Raw genomic sequence first — 19,462 nt, forward strand, 5'->3', positions numbered from 1 at the left:
TCCTCCCTTGGGTTCTTTTCTATTTTTTCGTCTCTGTTGACAGATTTTTTCCTGCGGTGGATTCTCTTACGATGAGTTCCGGGGAAATCAGGCGTTTGACGCTGCTTTCTTCTTCCGGGACTTTTCTGATTTTTTCGAGAATGAGCTCTGCTGCCATCTCACCGAGTTTTTCCTGCGGATGGGCAATGGTCGTGATCCCGATCGGACTGCTCTGGCCGATCAGCGAGTTGTCGTATCCGGTGACGGCGATGTTTTTTGAATTATGACGCTGGATTACGCGCTCGGAGCAAAAGGTTCCTTTGCCGTGCTGGGCGGTGATGTAGCCTTCATTTTCGAGAAGAGCGAGGGCCTTTCGGACGGTGTGGCGTGAGAGGGCGTATTCCCGGGTCAGTTCGTTTTCGGAGGGAAGCTTCTGGCCGGGTTTTATGGTTCCGGAGAGAATCTGCTCTTTTAGGGCTTCCATCAGGGTGTAGTATTTGGCTTTGCCGGTGGTTGGTTCCATGTGATTGGTGATTCCCCTTTCTGGAATTTATAATACAACTTGTACGGTTGTTGTAACAAGTTGTATTTTTGTTGTGGGAAAGGGACGCTCAGGAGTATCGGGAGGGCGGGTGGGTCCAATACCTTAATGAGTGGACGGGGACACTTTCTTGCGGATGGCCTCTTCGTAGACGGTGTATTCTTGAGGACAGTGCATTCGCGGGACGGGGTCACCTTTTAGAAAGTGGTAGCGGATGTAATAGAGGGTATCGTCTTCGCCGCGTTCCGAGAGCATGCGCAGCAGAAATTCGAGCTGCGAGAGTGTCTCGGGATGGACGAACCAGAGGTGGCCGATTCCTTTTTTGAGATACTGGTACGGCGCCTGATCGGTATAAGCGTCTCCGAGGTAGACGCGGGACGCGCTGATGCGGTCCATAATCATCTCGGCGACGTAGCGGCGCGGCATTGGGACGCCTTTGATGATGGTGTCACAATTGATACCGTAATCAATCCAGTATTCAAAATGATGTTTGTTGCGCCCTTTATGGTGCATCCAGGATTTTGACATGCCGGTGTCTTCGCGCTCGGCGTTATTGGGACTCCGGTCGCCCTGATAGTATTTCATGCCGACCAGAAATTCCGTCGGCGAATATTTCGAGAGGTCGTGGGTCAGTCCCTGCCAGTACAGTCCTATTTTGAAGCAGTACCGCATGACCCATATTTTGTGTGTGGTAATGGTTTTAAAGTGCTGCCATGCTTTCATCATTCTGTCTCTTCTCCTGCTTTCCTGTTAAAATTATGATACTGCGCGGCGGCACGATGACCGTTTTTGCGCTGACTTTTTTCTGATTTTCTTCTGTCAGGAATACTTCCGGTGTGTTGGTGTCGGCCGTCAGATACCAGACCTTCTGTTCCGGGAGGGACGGCAGTGCCAGCTCATGCGGATTCCAGTGCATGTTGTAGGCAATATAAAGATCGTCGTCCTTGTTTCCGTCTTTGTCCTGGAAATAACTTCCGCAGTACATCACACCGATAAAACGGCACGTATTTTCCATCTGGGAGAACCAGGCTCTCTGGCTGTGGAAGGACATATCCGGGCAGCCGTAGGATTTGTAGTCGATGAGGCGCGGCTCGCGTTCGCCGTGCAGCGCCGGATGCGCTTTCCGGAAGGCGATTGCTGCTTTTACAAAGGCGGCAAACTCCGGATTCCGGGCGGCTGCTTTCCAGTCGATCCAGCCGGTTTTGTTGTCCTGGCACCAGGCGTTGTTGTTGCCCTTCTGGCTGTTGCCGAATTCATCGCCGCCGTAAATCAGCGGTGTTCCCTGGCTTGTCATCAGCATGAGAACGGCATTTTTCAGCTGGCGGAGACGCAGCGCGCGCACAGCCAGTTTCCGGGTCACGCCTTCTGCGCCGCAGTTCCAGGTCAGGTTTTCGTTGGAACCATCCATATTGTCTTCGCCGTTGTCCAGATTGTGTTTCTGTTCGTAGGAAACGCTGTCATACAGGGTAAAACCGTCGTGATCCGCAAGATAATTGATCACACCGTGTGTCTCCGGGCTTCTTCTCAGATAATAGGTGAAGTCGGAAAGGCTGCCCTCATCGCCTTTTAAGAAGCGGCGGATATGGTACTGGTAGCCCTGATTGTGTTCCCCTAAATTCCGGAACCACGGGCGTTTTCCCTGATAGATCCGTGCGCCGTCAAAACCGAGGAAAATCAGTTTCGTCTTCCGAAGGAGTGCATCTTTGGACGCTTCTTCTGCCAGCGATGCATCGCCGACCAGATGGAAACCGTCGATCTGATAGCGGAGCTGCCAGTGGTGCAGAACCTGCAGGGCAAAACCAGAAGGCGTTCCCGGGGCAAAACAGAATTCCATCAGGCATTCGATACCATTCTCATGCAGGGCATCGACCATCTCTGCGAACTCTGCGACGGCATCTGCGGATGCAGCATACGAAGCTTTCGGAGCAAAATACAGGGCCTTTGTGCCATATCCCCAATAATTCACGCGCTTCTCTTCCGCCGGCACCGGATATACATAGGCCGGCTCCGTAAGGGAGGTCCACTCAAAAAACTCGTAGGACGGCATCAGTTCTACTGCATTGATACCGAGTTCTTTTAAGTATGGAATTTTTTCGATCACGCCGCGGAACGTTCCCTTGTTCTTTACACGGGAGCTTCCGTCTTTGGTGAAGCCGCGCACATGGAGCTTATACAGAATCGTCTCCTCATACGGCCGGTGCAGTGAGGTGGTGCGCATTACCGGGTACTCCGGGAGAAGGCAGCAGCAGGCGCCCTCTTCTTTTTCCATCGGTGCACCGAAGGTTTCTCTTCCTTCTACTGCTCCCGCATACGGATCCAAGCAGAAAACTTCATCCATCCGGTAGGCATACGAAAACTTTCCTACCGTCAGGCCTGTGATTTCCACGGAACTGATCACGCCAGTGCGCTCCTCTTCCGGAAGCGGCACGGTAAGAAACGGTTTCTGGTGACCTTTCCGGTACAGCAGAAGCTCTGCTTTTTTTCCATCTGATACTTCTACGGCAAAATTGTATCCGTCTTTCGTCGCCGATGCGCCCATTTTCTCCGGATTTCCCGGTAAAATTCGATATTTTCCTCTGTTTTTTGTCTGTATCATAATTCCCGCCCTTATTTTTTATAATTTGTTGCAATTGTCATACTATTAATGTAAATCATTTGAATAAAATTGTCAATTGACCAATGTTACCAATTGTTATACCTCTAAATCCAGTTCCACCGGGCAATGGTCGGAACCGAGAATTTCGGTATGGATTTTGGCATCTGCAACTGCATCTTTTAAGGACTCTGATACCATAAAGTAATCAAGCCGCCATCCTGCATTCCGCTGGCGTGCCTGAAAGCGGTATGACCACCAGGAATACGTCACGGTGTCCGGATACAGCATACGGAAGGAATCAACAAAGCCTTTTTCTTTGATCACAGCAAATTTTTCGCGCTCCTCTTTCGTAAAGCCGGCGTTTTTCTCATTTGCCTTTGCATTTTTGATATCCATCTCGGTCGCTGCGACGTTCAGATCTCCGCAGAAAATCACCGGTTTTTCCTGCTCCAGTCCTTTTAAGTAAGAAAGAAACGCATCCTCCCACTCCATCCGGTAGGCAAGGCGTTTTAATTCATCCTGTGAATTCGGTGTGTAGACGGTTACAACAAAGTATTCCGGAAACTCTGCCGTGATCACACGGCCTTCCATATCATGTTCTTCGATTCCGATACCATAGCGAACAGAAATCGGCTCCTCTTTGGTAAACAGGGCCGTGCCGGAATATCCTTTCTTTTCCGCATAATTCCAATACTGATGATAGCCGGGCAGCTCAAGGTCGATCTGTCCTTCCTGCAGCTTTGTCTCCTGCAGGCAGAAAATATCGGCATCTGCCGCCTCAAAGTATTCCTGAAAGCCTTTCTTCATACAGGCTCTCAGTCCATTTACGTTCCAGGATATCATTTTTTTCATACGCAATTCATCTCCTTTTCCTGACAGTCTGTTCTCTGCGGTTTCTGTTGCAAAGCGCTGGGAACCGACTTCCGTTTTCTTTTATTCCTCTTTCAGAACATACAGCACTTCCAGCGACGCATCCGACGGTCCGTGAAATTCGCAGCCGTCTGCTTTATACTGGCGCATCAGTTCCAACATTTCTCTGCTGTACCGCTCGCCCGGGCAGATGAGCGGGATTCCCGGCGGATATGGGGCTGCCATCTCGGCTGCAATTCGTCCTTCCGCTTCTGCAAACGGAACGGCTTCCTTCTCCGCAAAATATGCCTCGCGCGGTGTCTTTACCATCTCCGGCAGGCTGCGGAACAGCCACTGCTTTTCTGTAAACTTCGTCCGCCCCGTCGTTTTCCCGCTCTCTGCTGCCGAAATTCCTGCCAGCGCATCGATCAGCCGTGTGATATCTTCCTCGCTGTTTGCCCAGGTAATAACGCAGACCACGTTCTCCTCGTCGGCAAGCTCTGTACTGACGCGGTATTCCTCGTACAGACGCACCTGCAGATCGTAGCCGGAAATACCAAGTTCTCTTGCCGAGAATACAAGACGCGTCAGGTCGATCTTCCATACGCCGCACGTTCCTTCCATCTCGGTCCCAAGAACTTCGATTCCTTTGATCTTTGCAAGCTCCTGCCGCGCCCTCTGGCCGAGTTCCAGCGCGCGTTCCATTCGCTCTTTTCCGTGCAGCGCCATCCCGCGCCGCGCCGCATCGAGGGATGCCATCAGAAGGTAGGACGGCGATGTACTCTGTACCATCTGCAGATTGGCGGCCACTCTTGCCTCATCGAGACGGCCAGAACCGAGTGATAAGAAGGAGCTCTGTGTAAAGGAACCCGCCGTTTTGTGGATACTCTGCGCGCAGGCATCCGCACCACTTTCCAGTGCGCCGAGAGGAAGCTGTTCGGAAAAATAGAGGTGCGATCCATGTGCTTCATCGACAAGAAGCGCTGCGTTGTGGCAGTGACAGATTTCTGCGATCGCCTGCAGATCACTGCAAAGACCGTAGTACGTCGGGCTGACCAGAAGTACGGCTTTCGCATCCGGCGTTTCCGCGAAGGCTTTTTCGATCGTCTCCGGCGTTACGCCGCCCCACATCTGCCATTTCGTGCTGTACTCCGGCATCACATAAACCGGTGTGGCTCCGCTTAAAATCAGGCCCATCAGCACCGATTTGTGCACGTTTCGCGGAACAATGATTTTTTCGCCCTCTTTCACAGACGAAAGCACCATCGCCTCGTTGCCGCATGTCGTACCGTTGACGAGAAAGAACGTTTTTTTTGCCTTCCACGTTTCTGCCGCCAGACGCTGCGCCTCCGCGATCACGCCCTCTGCATGGTGAAGATCGTCGAGGCCTTCTGCCTCCGAGAGGTCATACGCTGCAAGCGATGCTCCGTTTAGCGCCTCATCCAGCCCCCGCTCAAACCGGTGTCCCGGGATGCGGAAATAAGCCGGCGCTTCCTCCCTGAACTGTTGTAACGCCTCCACAAGAGGCATTCGATTCTGATCCATTCTGTTTTGTTTCCTTTCCAATGGTTTCTCCATCTTTTTCTGAAACGAAAGAATCCTCCCCGCACCGCCGTGCGGGAAGGACCCCTTATTCGCATTTTTCTGTTTATTATGGTTTATTCTACCGGAGTAGTCCAGCCATATTTGTCTTCCAGCTTGCCCCACTGGATACCGGTCAGGGTATCGTACAGTTTCTGGGTCAGCTCACCGATCTTGAAATCGTTGACGATAACGGAATCGTCTTTGTATACGAACTCGCCGACTGGAGATACAACAGCTGCTGTACCGGTACCGAATGCCTCTTCCAGTGTGCCGTCATGGCCTGCTTTCATCAGGTCGTCGATGGACAGGTGGGTCTCGTTTACTTTGTAGCCCCAGTCACGCAGGATGTGGATCAGGGAATCACGGGTTACGCCCGGAAGTACGGTTCCTTCCAGCGGTGCGGTGTAGATTTCGCCGGCGATCTTGAACATGATGTTCATGGTTCCAACTTCCTCTACATATTTACGATGTACGCCGTCCAGCCACAGAACCTGGGTGCATCCCATCTTCTCTGCTTTTACCTGGCCTGCGATGGAGCTTGCATAGTTACCGCCGCATTTTGTGAAGCCTGTGCCGCCTTTGACTGCACGGACATATTCATCCTCAACCAGGATCTTAACCGGGTTGATGCCCTCTGCATAGTATGCTCCAACCGGAGTGGTGATGATAACGAATTTGTAGGATTTTGCCATATGTACGCCAAGGCTTGCCTCAGTAGCGAACATGAACGGACGGATGTAAAGAGATGTACCTGGCTCAGACGGTACCCAGTCTTCCTGTGCTTTAACCAGTGCTTTGACAGCTTCTACAAACATCTCCTCCGGTACGCCCGGCATGCAGAGTCTCTCGTTGGATTTAATCATACGGCGTGCGTTCATTTCCGGACGGAACAGCTGGATCTTTCCTTCTGCTGTTCTGTAGGCTTTCAGTCCCTCGAACGTTTCCTGTGCATAGTGAAGTACCATGGTTGCAGGATCCATCGGGATTCCGCCGTACGGTACGATTGCTGCATCATGCCATCCCTGCTCTTTGTCCCAGTCCATGACAAACATATAGTCTGTAAAGTGTTTTCCGAATCCAAGATTTTTCTGATCCGGTTTTTCCTGTAAATGTTCTCTTTTTTCAAATCTGATATCCATTTTTTGCCTCCCCGGCAGTTGAGGATAAGTTTGTTCAGCTGCCTGTATATTTAGATTCAATAGTGATAGTATAAAACTGTACCCGAAAACAGTCAATAGAAAATACGACTAATTTTTCATTTTTTCGTTCTTATTTATTGTATCTTTTCCGTATTTTCCTGTATCAGCCGCATTTTTTCTGCTTTCCCGGCACAGCCATTGTGTTTTTTTCTATTATCTGTTAGAATGGCAGACAAGAACCTGATAAGACTTGAACACGAAAAAGGAAGGTAATACAAATGAGTGAAGAATTATTCAACAGCGCATCCTGCAGCGGAGACTGCGCAGACTGCGGCAGCGACTGCCAGGATCTGGATCAGCCGACTGTTACCCTGACACTGGACGACGATACCGAAGTAAAATGTGCCGTACTGACCATTTTCCCAGCTCCGAACCAGAAAGAGTACATCGCTCTTCTGCCGCTCGATGAAAACGGCGAGAACGAAGACGGCGAAGTTTATCTGTATCGTTACTACGAAGAGAACGGCCAGCCGAACCTCGACAACATCGATTCCGATGAAGAGTACGAAATTGCAGCAGACGCATTCGACGAGCTGATGGATACCGAGCAGTTCAACGAGATGGAAGAAAATTCCACCGAAGAGTAAGAATCACAGACTTTGAAACGATTGCAGAACCCGGCGGGAGACCTTATTTTCCTGCCGGGTTTTTCTCTCTTTTTCTCTCAAATTCCCATTATTTCTTATTTGTACAGCTTTTCTGCATCTCTCTTTAAGATCTGTTTCTATTCTTTTACAGACGTATAATATATGTGAGTAGCAATTTTCATGCCGCTACATTACATAGGAATACGAGGTATCTTTTTATGAGAGATAAAGATGTGATACAGCACATTCAGGATTTATGCAAAGAGCGTTCCTGGACTTATTACCGTCTTGCAAAAGAGGCGGACATTCCCTATTCTACCTTAAATAATATGGTAAACCGCACCAATATTCCAACCATCCCTACCCTGCAGAAGCTCTGCGACGCTTTCGGCATCACACTTGCCGATTTCTTTCTCGACGAGCCGGATGCCCTGCAGCTTACCGAAGGACAGCAGGAAATCATTACGCTTTACAATAATCTTTCGCTGGAGAAAAAGAAAATCTTAAAAGCTTATATGAAAGGTCTTCTGATGGAAGTCTGACTTTTCCGGCATCATAAGTATCACAGATAAAGAAAGTTCCGTTTTTTGTTTTTCTAAAACAGAGGCGGAACTTTTTTTCTGTCGATAAACTTTTCTTAAATTTTTCTAAAGCCCGGGACTTTTCCCGTATTTCGTTGTAGAATAAAGGACAACTGTTCACATATTAATCACAGAAGGAGTTACCCTTTCATGCTACAGATTCAGCATATCAAAAAAGAATACCGGACCGGGACGCTGGTACAGAAAGCGCTCGACGATGTGTCCTTAAATTTGCGCGACAACGAGTTTGTCGCTATTTTAGGGCCGAGCGGTTCCGGAAAGACGACGCTTCTGAATATCATCGGCGGCCTCGACCGCTACGACAGCGGCGATCTGATCATCAACGGCATTTCCACGAAAAAGTATAAGGACCGCGACTGGGATTCCTACCGGAACCACACGATCGGCTTTGTCTTCCAGAGCTACAACCTGATCCCGCACCAGACCATCCTTGCAAACGTAGAGCTGGCGCTTACCATTTCCGGTGTTTCCAAAGAGGTGCGGCGCAAAAAAGCAATCGCGGCACTTGAAAAGGTCGGTCTTGGAAAACAGCTCCACAAGCGGCCGAGCCAGATGTCCGGCGGTCAGATGCAGCGTGTCGCCATCGCCCGCGCTCTTGTCAATGATCCGGAAATTCTGCTTGCCGATGAGCCGACCGGCGCGCTCGATTCCGACACCAGTATTCAGGTCATGGACCTGCTGCAGGAAGTTGCCAAAGAACGCCTTGTCGTCATGGTCACACACAATCCGGAGCTCGCCGAGCTTTACGCCAACCGGATCGTCACCCTGCGTGACGGTGTGATCTGCTCCGACACGAACCCGTTTGAGCCGGATTCCGAAACCCTGCTTCCGCCCAAACACAAAAACATGGGCAAATCGTCGATGTCCTTTCTGACGGCACTCTCCTTAAGTTTTAATAACCTGCGCACCAAGAAAGCGCGGACCTTGCTCACCTCGTTTGCCGGCTCAATCGGCATCATCGGCATTGCACTGATTCTGGCACTCTCCTCTGGTGTCAACGAGTATATTCAGAATATGGAAGAGGAAACTCTCTCCGAATATCCTCTTCAGATCCAGAGCACCGGCTTTGACCTCACTTCGATGATGGTCGGCTCACAGAATGCCGGCAAAGACTCAAAAGATTCCGGCAAAAAGAATGAAATCAAAGTCCAGGAAGTCGTGACCAACATGTTCTCCACCATGAACTCCAACGATCTCGCTTCCCTGAAAAAGTACCTTGACGGCGGTGCGGACGGCATTTCCGACTACACAAATGCCATCGAATATTCCTACTCCGTCACGCCGCAGATCTACCGCGAAAACGGCGATTCCATCCGCCAGGTGCACCCGGACCAGTCGTTCCGCTCGCTCGGCCTTGGCGCAAGCTCCAACAGCATCATGTCATCCATGATGAGCACCAACGTCTTTTACGAGATGCCGGACACCGCTTCCCTGTACGAGAACCAGTACGACTTAAAAGCCGGACACTGGCCGGAAAACTATAACGAATGTGTGCTTGTCCTCACTTCCGACGGCGGAATGAGTGATTTTCTGCTCTACACCCTGGGGCTCCGCGATGCACTCGAGCTGGATGAGATGGTCCGCCAGTTTTTAAATGAAGAAACCGTCGAGACCCCTTCCTCCATCGGCACGTATTCCTACGATGATATCCTCGGCACCACGTTCCGTCTTGTGAACAGCGCCGACTGCTACGAATACGACAGTCAGTATCAGGTCTGGAAAGATAAAAGCGACAACGAAGACTATATGAAAAAGCTCGTTGCCAACGGCGAAAAGCTCACAATCACCGGTATTGTCCAGCCGTCCCCTGACTCTGCCGCCTCTGCCCTGACCGCCGGCATCAATTACCCGGCATCGCTGACCCGCCACGTTGTGGAGGAAGCAAAGAAATCCGAGATTGTGAAACAGCAGATGGCGGACTCCTCCATCGATGTCTTTACGAATCAGGAATTCGGCACCGTGGATCAGAACAGCGGTCTTGATATGGATTCCTTTATCACTGTCGATGAGGACAAGCTGCAGAACGCTTTCCAGTTCGACGATTCCGCACTCTCCGGTGCTTTTTCCGGTGATTCCATGAACCTTGATTTTTCCAGTGCCTTTGCGGACGCCGGAAGCAGCATGGATCTCGCGGGTGCGATTGACCTCAGTCAGATCTCTCTTAATTTCGACGGACTGCCGCAGCTTGATCTTGGCCAGATTTTATCCGGGCTTACTCTCAATGTCAGTGAAGACGGCATGCAGGAACTGGCTTCCAGCCTCATGGAGGGCTATCAGGGCTACGCCTCGGAGCACCCGGAGGCGGATTATTCCCATTTACAGGAGGATTTCGTCTCCTACATCAATTCCACGGAAGCACAGGAAATCCTGCGGCGCCACATCCAGACCATCATTGCAGGCGGCGGTGTTTCCATTACACAGGAACAGATCCAGGAACTCATTCAGCGGATCTTCAAAGGGTATCAGGCATACCTGATCAAGATGGGCTACACCGACCCGGAACAGTTTGATGCTTATCTTGCGGAGTATCTGCAGACCGAAGAAGCTGTTCAGATCATCAACGACTGGATTTCCGAGGTGATGCAGAACAACGGCAATATCGAAATTACATCCGACCAGCTCACTGCGCTTGCGACGGAGCTTTCCAACGGTTATCTCGCTTACGTGAAGGAGAACGGCCTGCCGGATCCGACGGAGATGGGCCAGCACTTTATCGCCTATCTGAACACGGCGGACGGCCAGCAGCGGCTGAACAGCGGTATCACAAAAATCGTCGATCTCGACGGACTGCAGTCCCAGGTTTCTTCTGCGCTCACAAACTACATGGCAGGCGTTATGGGAAGCTACTCCGCTTCTGTCGCCTCGGTTCTGCAGACACAGATCACTTCCGCGATGGAACAGATGATGACGCAGATGGCCTCTGCAATTCAGTCCGAGATGGAGCGCGCCATGACGCAGGTCGGTAATTCTCTTCAGGATTCGATGGGCGATGCCATGAAGATTGACACCGATGCCTTTGCAAGTGCCTTCCAGATGAATATGACTGAGGATGATATGAAAGAGCTCTTCGCTTCTCTTAGTTCTTCCGGCTCTTCCACCTATGAGGGCAATCTGCAGAAACTGGGCTACGCTGATTTTGACGAACCTTCTTCGATCAGCATTTACCCGAAAAACTTTGAGAGCAAGGAACACGTTGTCTCCATCCTCGACGGTTACAATGACACGATGGAAAAAGAAGGCAAAAACGAGCAGGTAATCTCGTACACCGATATGGTCGGCACTCTGATGTCCTCCGTCACGGATATCGTCAACATCATCAGCTACGTGCTGATCGCTTTTGTCGGCATTTCCCTTGTGGTTTCCTCGATTATGATCGGCGTCATCACCTATATCAGTGTTCTGGAACGCAAGAAAGAGATCGGTATCCTGCGCGCGATCGGTGCTTCGAAACGCAATATTTCGCAGGTCTTCAATGCCGAAACCTTCATCATCGGACTCTGTGCAGGACTGATCGGCATCGGGCTCTCGCTGCTTCTGATGATTCCGGGCAACCTTCTGATCCACCATCTGGCGGATACGACGAAGGTCAGTGCTTCTCTTCCGCTCGTCCCGGCGCTTGTTCTGATTGCACTCAGCGTCGTTCTGACCCTGATCGGCGGTCTGATTCCGTCGAAGAAAGCGGCAAAAAGCGATCCGGTTACGGCACTCCGGACAGAATAATCTGATCCTTAAAACACACTTTGCAAGTACGCAAAAAGCGGCCGGCAGAGGCTTTTCAAAAGTCCCGCCGGCCGCTTTTTTCTATCTTAAACTTTTATTTTTCTTCCAGAAAAAATCCATGCTCTGTCCGCACCAGTGTCGTCTCATAGAAGGTCTTTGCGAACTGCACCAGATAAGCAGTATCTTTGGCGCCTGCCGTCTCATACGGGGAATGCATCGCAAGCTGAGCCATTCCGATATCCACGCTTGTCACCGAGACAAGAGAGTTCAGAATTGCGCCGAGCGTGCTTCCGCCCGGAATGTCGGCGTGGTTTGCGAATACCTGGCACGGTACGCCGGCCTTCTCGCAAATCATCTTTGTTACGGCTTCCGAAACAGCATCGGTCGTGTATTTCTGGTTTGCACTCTGTTTGATGACAACGCCGCCGTTCATGTAGACGCGGCTCTTCGGATCGTATTTCTCCGCATGCGCCGGATGGAACGCATGTGCATTATCGGCAGAAACCATAAAGCTTCCCGCAAGATCTCTGTGGTAAGCGATCGTATCTTTTCCGCACGCTGCGTTGATGTGCTGCAGGGTCTCAGTCAGGAACGACGAATCTGCGCCCTGTTTGGTAAGGCTTCCGACTTCCTCGTTGTCAAAGATTGCGCAGACATTAACCTGACCTGTCGCTTTTGCGGCAAGGAATCCTTTTAAGGAACCGAATGCGCTCTGCAGATCGTCGAGGCGGCCGCTGGACAGAAATTCTTTGCTGGCGCCCCAGATAGAGCCCTCCACGCGGTTGTACAGATAAAGTTCCATCGAGAGGATGTCCTCTTTTGCCGTATCCGGCAGAAACAGCTCATAGAAATGATCTTTCGCTGTCTCATCACCGAGAATCGGGAGCATGTCGGTCTGCACACTGTATTTGATTCCGTTGTTGATGTCGCGGTTCAGATGAATCGGCAAATTCGGGATCGTCACCAGATCTCGTCCGGCATCAACCAGCACGGATTTCACGCTGTTTCCGTCACGTACCACCATGCGGCCCGCCAGGGAAAGCGGACGGTCAAACCATGGGGAACGGATCATTCCGCCGTAGCCCTCCACGTTCAGGCGGGTATAATGACCATCCGTCACGAATGGGTCCTCTCCCTTTACTTTAAACGTCGGACAGTCGCTGTGGCTTGCGATGATCTGGTAGCTGGAAAATGCGCTCTCCGGGATCTGGAACGCAATCACCGAGGATTCATTTCTCGTCACATAATATTTTCCGCCCGGAACGAGACTCCATTCTTTTGTCTCCTCCAGTTTTGTATATCCATTTTCGTTCAGCAGATCACTGGCTTCTTTTACCACATGAAACGGGCTTTTGCACCGCATGATAAAATCGAGCAGCTCCTGCGCTGTATTCAGGTATTCCATAGTTTTTCTCCTTTGCATATATTCAAACGCTTCTTCTATTTTATAAAATCCCGCTGTCTTTTTCAAGACCCAAAAACCTGTGGGAACTTACTGTATCACTCGCAATCATCGTTTCGAATCGGATATTCGCAATCCGCTTCGCTACTCGCACATAAAACCAGCCGCTGCTTCACAAAAAAATCCCGCACAGACAGATTTTTATTTTCTGTCGTGCGGGACTTACTTTTTCCGTTTTTTCTGCTATGCAGAAACCTGATTTCCGGTATACAACTGATAATATTTTCCTTTCTGTTCCATCAGCTGATCATGGGTACCGCGCTCAATAATTTGTCCCTGCTCAAGAACCATGATACAATCGGCGTTTCGTACGGTGGACAGACGATGTGCGATAACAAAGGTTGTTCTTCCGCTCATCAGCTTATCCATACCATCCTGAACAATGCGCTCGGTACGGGTATCAATGGAGCTTGTCGCCTCATCGAGAATCAGTACCGGCGGATCCGCAATGGCTGCACGCGCGATCGCAAGAAGCTGCCGCTGACCCTGGGACAGATTCGCACCGTCTCCGGTCAGCATTGTGTCATAGCCCTGCGGCAGACGCATAATGAACCCGTGCGCATTCGCCAGTTTTGCTGCTGCTACAACCTCATCCTCCGTCGCATCGAGCTTTCCGAAGGCAATATTTTCTCTTACCGTTCCCGTAAACAGATGTGTATCCTGCAAAACAATGCCAAGCGATCTTCTCAGATCGTCTTTTTTGATCTTTCCAATATTGATCTCATCGTAACGGATCTTACCTTTCTGAATATCATAAAAACGGTTGATCAGATTGGTAATGGTTGTTTTTCCGGCTCCGGTGGAACCGACAAACGCGATCTTCTGACCCGGCTCCGCAAACAGTGATACATCGTGCAGAACGATTTTATCCGGGTTATAGCCGAAATCAACATGTTCGAATACCACACGGCCCTGCAGCTCGCGGTAATCCACAGATCCATCTGCCTGGTGCGTATGCTTCCATGCCCATTTTCCGGTACGCTCTTTCGTCTCGGTGAGTTTTCCGTTTTCTTCCTTCGCATTGACAAGCGTTACATACCCCTCGTCCAGCTCCGGCTCTTCATCCATCAGGCGGAAAATACGTTCGGCTCCTGCAAGTGCCATAACGATTGCGTTCAACTGCTGGCTGACCTGGTTGATCGGCATGTTAAAACTCTTGTTGAAGGTCAGAAAGCTTGCCAGACCACCGAGCGTAAAGCCACCGACATTGCCAAGGGCAAGTGCACCGCCGACAATCGCACAGACAACATAGCTCATATTTCCAAGCTGTGCATTGATCGGTCCGATGACATTCGCAAACGCATTGGCATTGTAAGCACTCTCATACAGATTGTTATTAATTTCTTTGAATTTTTCGATATTCTCCTCTTCATGACAGAATACCTTGACAACCTTCTGGCCATCCATCATCTCTTCGATAAAGCCGTTGACTTTACCAAGATCCCTCTGCTGTTTTACAAAGAAATTTCCGGAAAATCCGGCCACCTTTTTTGTCACTCCCAGCATGATAGATACCATAACCAGCGTTGTAATCGTCAGCGGGATGTTCAGAATCAGCATACTGACAAAGACACTGACAATCGTGATTGCACTGTTGATGATCTGCGGGATACTCTGACTGATCATCTGGCGCAGAGTATCAATATCATTTGTATAAATCGACATAATATCGCCGTGCGCATGCGTATCAAAATATTTGATTGGCAGCTTTTCCATATTGCCGAACAGATCATTTCTCAGATTCCGCAGGGTTCCCTGGGACACATAAATCATGGTACGGTTCTGAATGAACGCAGCCACAATACCGATCCCGTAAAATCCGGCCACCCGCAAAATTGCGTGGAGCAGCGGGCCAAAATCCGGATCCGGCTGGGTCAGCATCGGCGTGATATAGCCGTCAATCAGCGTTTTCATAAACATCGTTCCCTGTACGTTTGCCAGGACGTTGACAAAAATCGCAATGACAACAGCGATGCAATGTACGGTATAATCCTTTAATGCATATTTCATAATTCTGGTAAAGATCTTCATCGGATTCTTGACCTGCGGTTTCACCCCTCTTGGAGGTCTTGCGCCCGGCCCCTTTACCTGCTGTACTCTCTCTGCCATTCCTTACTCACCTCTCTTTTCGTCAAAGTCTCCGCCGCCACCGGTCTGAGACTCATATACTTCCCGGTAAATTTCATTGGTTTTCAGTAATTCCTCATGGCTTCCAAAACCATTTACTTTTCCGTTCTCCATGACAATGATACGGTCTGCGTCCTGCACACTGGAAATACGCTGTGCAATGATCAGCTTTGTCGTTTCAGGAATCTCGGTCAGGAATGCCTTCCGGATTTTTGCATCGGTTGCGGTATCGACAGCACTTGTACTGTCATCCAGAATCAGCACCTTTGGTTTTTTCAGCAGCGCTCGTGCGATACAGAGGCGCTGTTTCTGGCCGCCGGATACGTTGGATCCGCCCTGCTCGATGTAGGTGTTGTAGCCCTCCGGCATCCGGTCGATAAATTCATCAGCGCAGGCAAGACGGCAGACACGCTTGCACTCTTCTTCCGAAGCATTTTTATCACCCCAGCGAAGATTGTCGAGAATGGTACCGGAAAACAGCACATTTTTCTGTAAAACAACGGCTACTTCATTTCGCAGAGTTTCCATATCGTAGGAACGGACATCCTTTCCGCCGACTTTGATGGAGCCTTCCGTGACATCGTACAGACGGCTGATCAGGTTGACAAGACTCGTCTTCGCACTTCCGGTTCCGCCGATGATACCGATGGTCTCACCGGATTTGATCGAAAGGTTGATATCCGAAAGAACCGGCTCGCCTGCTCCCTTTTTGTAGTTGAAGTAGACGTGATCGAAGGTAATGCTTCCGTCCGGAATATCAAAGTCCGGATTCTCCGGATTGTCGAGATCGCTCTTCTCATTCAGAACCTCGGTAATACGGCGCGCACTCGCAAGGCTCATCGTGATCATAACGAATACCATCGAAAGCATCATGAGGCTCATCAAAATGTTCATGCAGTAGGTCAGAAGGCTCATCAGCTCTCCTGTTGTCAGGCTGCTTCCGACGATCATCTTCGCACCGAGCCAGCTGATCAGAAGAATACAGCTGTAAACGGTAAGCTGCATCAGCGGCGCGTTGAAGGAAAGGTTTTCCTCTGCTTTACAGAAAATTTTGTAGATGTTCTCTGCTGCTTTGTGGAACTTACTTGTTTCATGATCCTCACGCACATACGCTTTTACTACGCGGATGGCGGATACGTTTTCCTGTACGCTCGCATTCAGCTCATCGTACTTCGGAAATGCCTGATCGAAATATTTCATCGCGGAACGCATGATCAAAAACAGACACGTTCCGAGGATAAGAATGGCTACCAGATAAACGCTTGCAAGACGTGCATTGATATAAAACGACATAATCATCGCGATAATCATGCTCGACGGTGCACGCATGCACATACGAAGAATCATCTGATAGGCATTCTGCAGGTTGGTGACGTCTGTCGTCAGGCGGGTGACAAGACCTGCGGTGCTGAATTTGTCGATATTCGAAAATGAATATTCCTGAATGTTTTCAAACATGGCCTGACGCAGATTTCTTGCAAATCCGGCAGACGCTTTTGCTCCATATTTTCCGCCCATGATACCGGCAAACAGACCGATGGCTGCTGCTGCCACCATGAACGCTCCCACCACGTAGATGTGATGGAGATCGCCTTTTTCTACACCATCATCGATAATGGATGCCATCATAAGAGGAATGATCATCTCCATGATAACTTCCAGAATCATGAAAAGCGGAGTGGCAATGGAGGCTTTTTTAAACTCTTTTACCTGTGCTCCAAGTGTTTTTAACATGATGTCTCTCCTAACATATTTTTTACATTGCTTTTGAGCTGGTCGATGACACGGTAGAAGGTATCGAGATCTTCTTTTGCAATTCCTTCAATTGTCTGTTCTTCCAGAATATCGATCATATCTTTCGTCTTCTCGTGAAGCTCTCTTCCGGTATCGGTCAGCACCAGTTTCTTCAGACGTGCATCATAGGGAACGGACTCCCGTCGGATGTAGCCCTTTTTCTCCATGAGCTTTAAAATATTCGTCACGGTGGACCGACAGATCTTAAACTCCGCCTCGATATCCTTCTGGAAAATATCTTTGTCTTCGTTCCGGCACAGATACCCTAAAATCCATCCGTGCATGGCGGTCAGTTCATCGACCCCCCGCTCTCTGGCGGCTGCCATCAGGTTCCGTGACATCATATTGTCCAGCGTCCGCAGTTCGTGGCCGATTTTTCTTTTTTTACAACACACGCTGCTTTTTTCCTCCTTTCCCCTTTGCTGCCGTCCCCATCTGTTCTTTATAAAACTGTTTGAACAAGGACTGTTCTATAAGCAACTGTTCTATAGATAACTGTTTCATATTAAACAGTTCGCTATAGAACATTCTAGGAGGTTTTGTGGGAAATGTCAACCTGTTTGCGTAAAAAAATTTGAAAAAAATGCTCCGGATAAAAGTTTTCCACTTTCCGCCCGGAGCATTCCGCTCGTTTATTCTTCGATTTTTCTTCTTAAATAGCTTCCCACCATATGGGAAAAGTTGCGGATGTCGCGCGCATATGCGAAATCCTTGCCGAAAATCTTCTGCTCCGCCATAAGCTCCGTCTCCTCGCCTACAAAGACCCCAAGCACCGAGACACCCTGCTGCCTAAGGCGCCGCACCTCAGTTGCCGTGTCATGCAGCGCATAGTCATCCCGGTACGGCTTTGGATTTCTCGCATTCGGCCGGTTCACCAGCACATCGTACGGCTTTCCGTCGCTTAAGAGGATCAGCAGCTTCCGGTCCTCCTGGCGTTTTAAAAGATCCATCCCCGCCGCCTTGACAGCAAGCCCGTCGCGGTTGTTTGATGATGTAATATACTCAAAAATATTGCTGTTCTTCTCCCGCGGATCGTCGTAATCGCGCATCCGGTGCAGAATCGTGTAATCCCAGAACGTACAGAAGCTCATCACGCGGAACGGGATGTGCAGGCGGCTTAAGGTCTCCGCCAGAATGTACGTCTGCAGTGTCACATTCTCCTGGCGCGGCCGCTGGGAACCGCTCGCATCCACGAGAATATCCACGACAAAATCCAGCGAATTCCGCCGCTGCTCCAGCCGGAACAGATCCGCATTCTGACTCCGTCCCACCTTCCACATCCGCGCGGGCTGTAAAATTCCGTGGTCTGCATCTGCAAACGACTGGTCCTCCTGCAGCAGCATCGCTTTTTTCAGTTCCTGATACAGCAGCGAAATGTTCTGCCGCACCGCGCGGTGCTGGTCGTAATAGGCATGAAGGTTTTTATCCTTCTGCTTCTGCGCGTAGGAGAGCTGATAATACTTTCCGACCGGATTTTTCAGCACACCCTCCGTGTAATAGAGGCTGCAGTCGCTGTGGATGCCGCGGCAGAGCTGGTAATTCCGGCTTTTCTCCTCACTCTCCGAGAGCCACGTTTTTCCGTAATTGCGCTGAATGTACTGATACATCCGTGCCAGCGCTTTCTCATCAACGACAACGACCTTTTTGGTATCGCTTCCCGCTGTTTTTTCTTTCTTCTCTTCCGCCTCTTTTGATGTGAAATTTGTCATATCAAGCGAAACTCGCTCCAGATATGTCTCGAGCCCGTCCTCGTACAGTTCCTCCGAAATGAAATCCTTCCAGGAATACTCGGTGAGCTCCTCGATCGTTACCGCAAGAACCGAGGCAAGATCACCGTGCTTTTTCACAAATGCGGGATCGACGACCTTATTGTACAGCTCGTCCGTCACCCGGATCAGTTCCATTGTATCCGCTGTTTCGGATGCGTGCTTCAGCAGCTCCATCCACTCCCGCGTTTTCCCCGAGTATGAAGGGCTTTTTTCCTCGTCCTCCTCTCTTCTTCCGCGCAGATACTCCAGTTTCAGGCGCCCTGTCTCATTTTTGGATAAAGATTCAAACGAGTGGTCCAGTATTTCCTCCGCTGCTCTCCTTCGAAAGCCCTTGACACCGGGGCGCTCGCTTTCGAGCCGCTTCGATACGGCCTCCTCCGTCACCAGCTGGGCGAGCATCATCAGTTCTCCCTCCGCTGCGCCGCTGTAAACCTTCTTCACCAGATACAGGCTGTAGGCTTCCCGATCAAAGTAACACGAAAAGGCACCCTGGCGGATCGTATCGTACAGCACCGTATCCGGCTCTTTCGCATACCGCTCCACGTCCGGGTTCAGCTTCAGCGTGTAGTCGCCGCTGACGGTCCAGACGAGATTGCGGATCCGGCTCTCCAGCTCCATCTCATGCGTTTTTAATGTTTCCTCTGTCACCATAC

The 19,462-nt window shown here is 50.2% G+C and carries 14 protein-coding genes; 3 read left to right on the forward strand and 11 right to left on the reverse strand.

Annotation, left to right across the window (positions count from 1 at the left end):
• Positions 1-19: 19 nt before the first annotated feature.
• From I2G42_RS01630 to I2G42_RS01655, 6 genes are all read right to left on the reverse strand, one after another.
• Positions 20-502: a GntR family transcriptional regulator gene (locus tag I2G42_RS01630; protein WP_055226473.1), complete on the reverse strand. Its 483-nt coding sequence runs from the start codon at positions 500-502 to the stop codon at positions 20-22.
• 123 nt (positions 503-625) lie between these two features.
• Positions 626-1,243 (reverse strand): DUF5662 family protein, encoded by a 618-nt coding sequence (locus I2G42_RS01635; protein ID WP_243277111.1) that lies wholly within the window; start codon positions 1,241-1,243, stop codon positions 626-628.
• Positions 1,221-3,116 carry an alpha-amylase family glycosyl hydrolase gene (locus I2G42_RS01640; RefSeq protein WP_195530649.1) on the reverse strand — a complete coding sequence of 632 codons (1,896 nt, stop codon included), beginning with the start codon at positions 3,114-3,116 and terminating at the stop codon, positions 1,221-1,223. The genes I2G42_RS01635 and I2G42_RS01640 overlap by 23 nt, the downstream gene beginning before the upstream one ends.
• 96 nt (positions 3,117-3,212) lie before the next feature.
• Positions 3,213-3,968: an exodeoxyribonuclease III gene (locus tag I2G42_RS01645; RefSeq protein ID WP_117509068.1), complete on the reverse strand. Its 756-nt coding sequence runs from the start codon at positions 3,966-3,968 to the stop codon at positions 3,213-3,215.
• An 81-nt stretch (positions 3,969-4,049) separates the two neighbouring features.
• Complete coding sequence (locus I2G42_RS01650; protein ID WP_195530650.1) at positions 4,050-5,510, reverse strand: aminotransferase class I/II-fold pyridoxal phosphate-dependent enzyme; 1,461 nt, start codon at positions 5,508-5,510, stop codon at positions 4,050-4,052.
• Positions 5,511-5,623: 113 nt separating this feature from the next.
• Positions 5,624-6,688 carry a branched-chain amino acid aminotransferase gene (locus tag I2G42_RS01655; RefSeq protein WP_195530651.1) on the reverse strand — a complete coding sequence of 355 codons (1,065 nt, stop codon included), beginning with the start codon at positions 6,686-6,688 and terminating at the stop codon, positions 5,624-5,626.
• A 278-nt stretch (positions 6,689-6,966) separates the two neighbouring features.
• Here I2G42_RS01655 and I2G42_RS01660 point away from each other — a divergent pair, with 278 nt between their 5' ends.
• The 3 genes from I2G42_RS01660 (at position 6,967) to I2G42_RS01670 (ending at position 11,657) form a co-directional block, all read left to right on the forward strand.
• Positions 6,967-7,335 carry a DUF1292 domain-containing protein gene (locus I2G42_RS01660; protein ID WP_117509071.1) on the forward strand — a complete coding sequence of 123 codons (369 nt, stop codon included), beginning with the start codon at positions 6,967-6,969 and terminating at the stop codon, positions 7,333-7,335.
• Positions 7,336-7,553: 218 nt separating this feature from the next.
• Positions 7,554-7,877 carry a helix-turn-helix domain-containing protein gene (locus I2G42_RS01665; RefSeq protein WP_055218165.1) on the forward strand — a complete coding sequence of 108 codons (324 nt, stop codon included), beginning with the start codon at positions 7,554-7,556 and terminating at the stop codon, positions 7,875-7,877.
• 189 nt (positions 7,878-8,066) lie between these two features.
• The gene (locus tag I2G42_RS01670) at positions 8,067-11,657 is read left to right on the forward strand and encodes an ABC transporter ATP-binding protein/permease (protein ID WP_119198151.1); all 3,591 of its coding nucleotides are present in this window, start codon (positions 8,067-8,069) and stop codon (positions 11,655-11,657) included.
• 94 nt (positions 11,658-11,751) lie between these two features.
• Here I2G42_RS01670 and I2G42_RS01675 read toward each other — a convergent pair whose 3' ends face one another.
• The 5 genes from I2G42_RS01675 to I2G42_RS01695 form a co-directional block, all read right to left on the reverse strand.
• A complete protein-coding gene (locus I2G42_RS01675; protein ID WP_119198150.1) occupies positions 11,752-13,062 on the reverse strand; it encodes a M18 family aminopeptidase in 1,311 nt (436 codons plus the stop codon).
• A 240-nt stretch (positions 13,063-13,302) separates the two neighbouring features.
• Positions 13,303-15,228, reverse strand: a complete 1,926-nt coding sequence (locus tag I2G42_RS01680) for an ABC transporter ATP-binding protein (protein ID WP_022463286.1) — start codon at positions 15,226-15,228, stop codon at positions 13,303-13,305.
• A 3-nt stretch (positions 15,229-15,231) separates the two neighbouring features.
• A complete protein-coding gene (locus tag I2G42_RS01685) occupies positions 15,232-16,980 on the reverse strand; it encodes an ABC transporter ATP-binding protein (protein ID WP_022463287.1) in 1,749 nt (582 codons plus the stop codon).
• Positions 16,974-17,435 carry a MarR family winged helix-turn-helix transcriptional regulator gene (locus I2G42_RS01690; protein WP_022463288.1) on the reverse strand — a complete coding sequence of 154 codons (462 nt, stop codon included), beginning with the start codon at positions 17,433-17,435 and terminating at the stop codon, positions 16,974-16,976. The genes I2G42_RS01685 and I2G42_RS01690 overlap by 7 nt, the downstream gene beginning before the upstream one ends.
• A gap of 237 nt (positions 17,436-17,672) precedes the next feature.
• The gene (locus tag I2G42_RS01695) at positions 17,673-19,460 is read right to left on the reverse strand and encodes a cobaltochelatase CobT-related protein (protein ID WP_119198149.1); all 1,788 of its coding nucleotides are present in this window, start codon (positions 19,458-19,460) and stop codon (positions 17,673-17,675) included.
• Positions 19,461-19,462: the final 2 nt, after the last annotated feature.

Source organism: Fusicatenibacter saccharivorans (genome assembly GCF_015557635.1).
GTDB classification, from domain to species: Bacteria; Bacillota; Clostridia; order Lachnospirales; family Lachnospiraceae; genus Fusicatenibacter; species Fusicatenibacter saccharivorans.

Excerpts from the sequence above, each read along its gene's own strand:
- I2G42_RS01695 (WP_119198149.1), bottom strand. The coding sequence starts at position 19,460 with ATGGTGACAGAGGAAACATTAAAAACGCATGAGATGGAGCTGGAGAGC.
- I2G42_RS01655 (WP_195530651.1), bottom strand. The coding sequence starts at position 6,688 with ATGGATATCAGATTTGAAAAAAGAGAACATTTACAGGAAAAACCGGAT.
- I2G42_RS01630 (WP_055226473.1), bottom strand. The coding sequence starts at position 502 with ATGGAACCAACCACCGGCAAAGCCAAATACTACACCCTGATGGAAGCC.
- I2G42_RS01660 (WP_117509071.1), top strand. The coding sequence starts at position 6,967 with ATGAGTGAAGAATTATTCAACAGCGCATCCTGCAGCGGAGACTGCGCA.
- I2G42_RS01670 (WP_119198151.1), top strand. The coding sequence starts at position 8,067 with ATGCTACAGATTCAGCATATCAAAAAAGAATACCGGACCGGGACGCTG.
- I2G42_RS01675 (WP_119198150.1), bottom strand. The coding sequence starts at position 13,062 with ATGGAATACCTGAATACAGCGCAGGAGCTGCTCGATTTTATCATGCGG.
- I2G42_RS01640 (WP_195530649.1), bottom strand. The coding sequence starts at position 3,116 with ATGATACAGACAAAAAACAGAGGAAAATATCGAATTTTACCGGGAAAT.
- I2G42_RS01680 (WP_022463286.1), bottom strand. The coding sequence starts at position 15,228 with ATGGCAGAGAGAGTACAGCAGGTAAAGGGGCCGGGCGCAAGACCTCCA.
- I2G42_RS01665 (WP_055218165.1), top strand. The coding sequence starts at position 7,554 with ATGAGAGATAAAGATGTGATACAGCACATTCAGGATTTATGCAAAGAG.
- I2G42_RS01645 (WP_117509068.1), bottom strand. The coding sequence starts at position 3,968 with ATGAAAAAAATGATATCCTGGAACGTAAATGGACTGAGAGCCTGTATG.
- I2G42_RS01650 (WP_195530650.1), bottom strand. The coding sequence starts at position 5,510 with ATGGATCAGAATCGAATGCCTCTTGTGGAGGCGTTACAACAGTTCAGG.
- I2G42_RS01685 (WP_022463287.1), bottom strand. The coding sequence starts at position 16,980 with ATGTTAAAAACACTTGGAGCACAGGTAAAAGAGTTTAAAAAAGCCTCC.
- I2G42_RS01635 (WP_243277111.1), bottom strand. The coding sequence starts at position 1,243 with ATGAAAGCATGGCAGCACTTTAAAACCATTACCACACACAAAATATGG.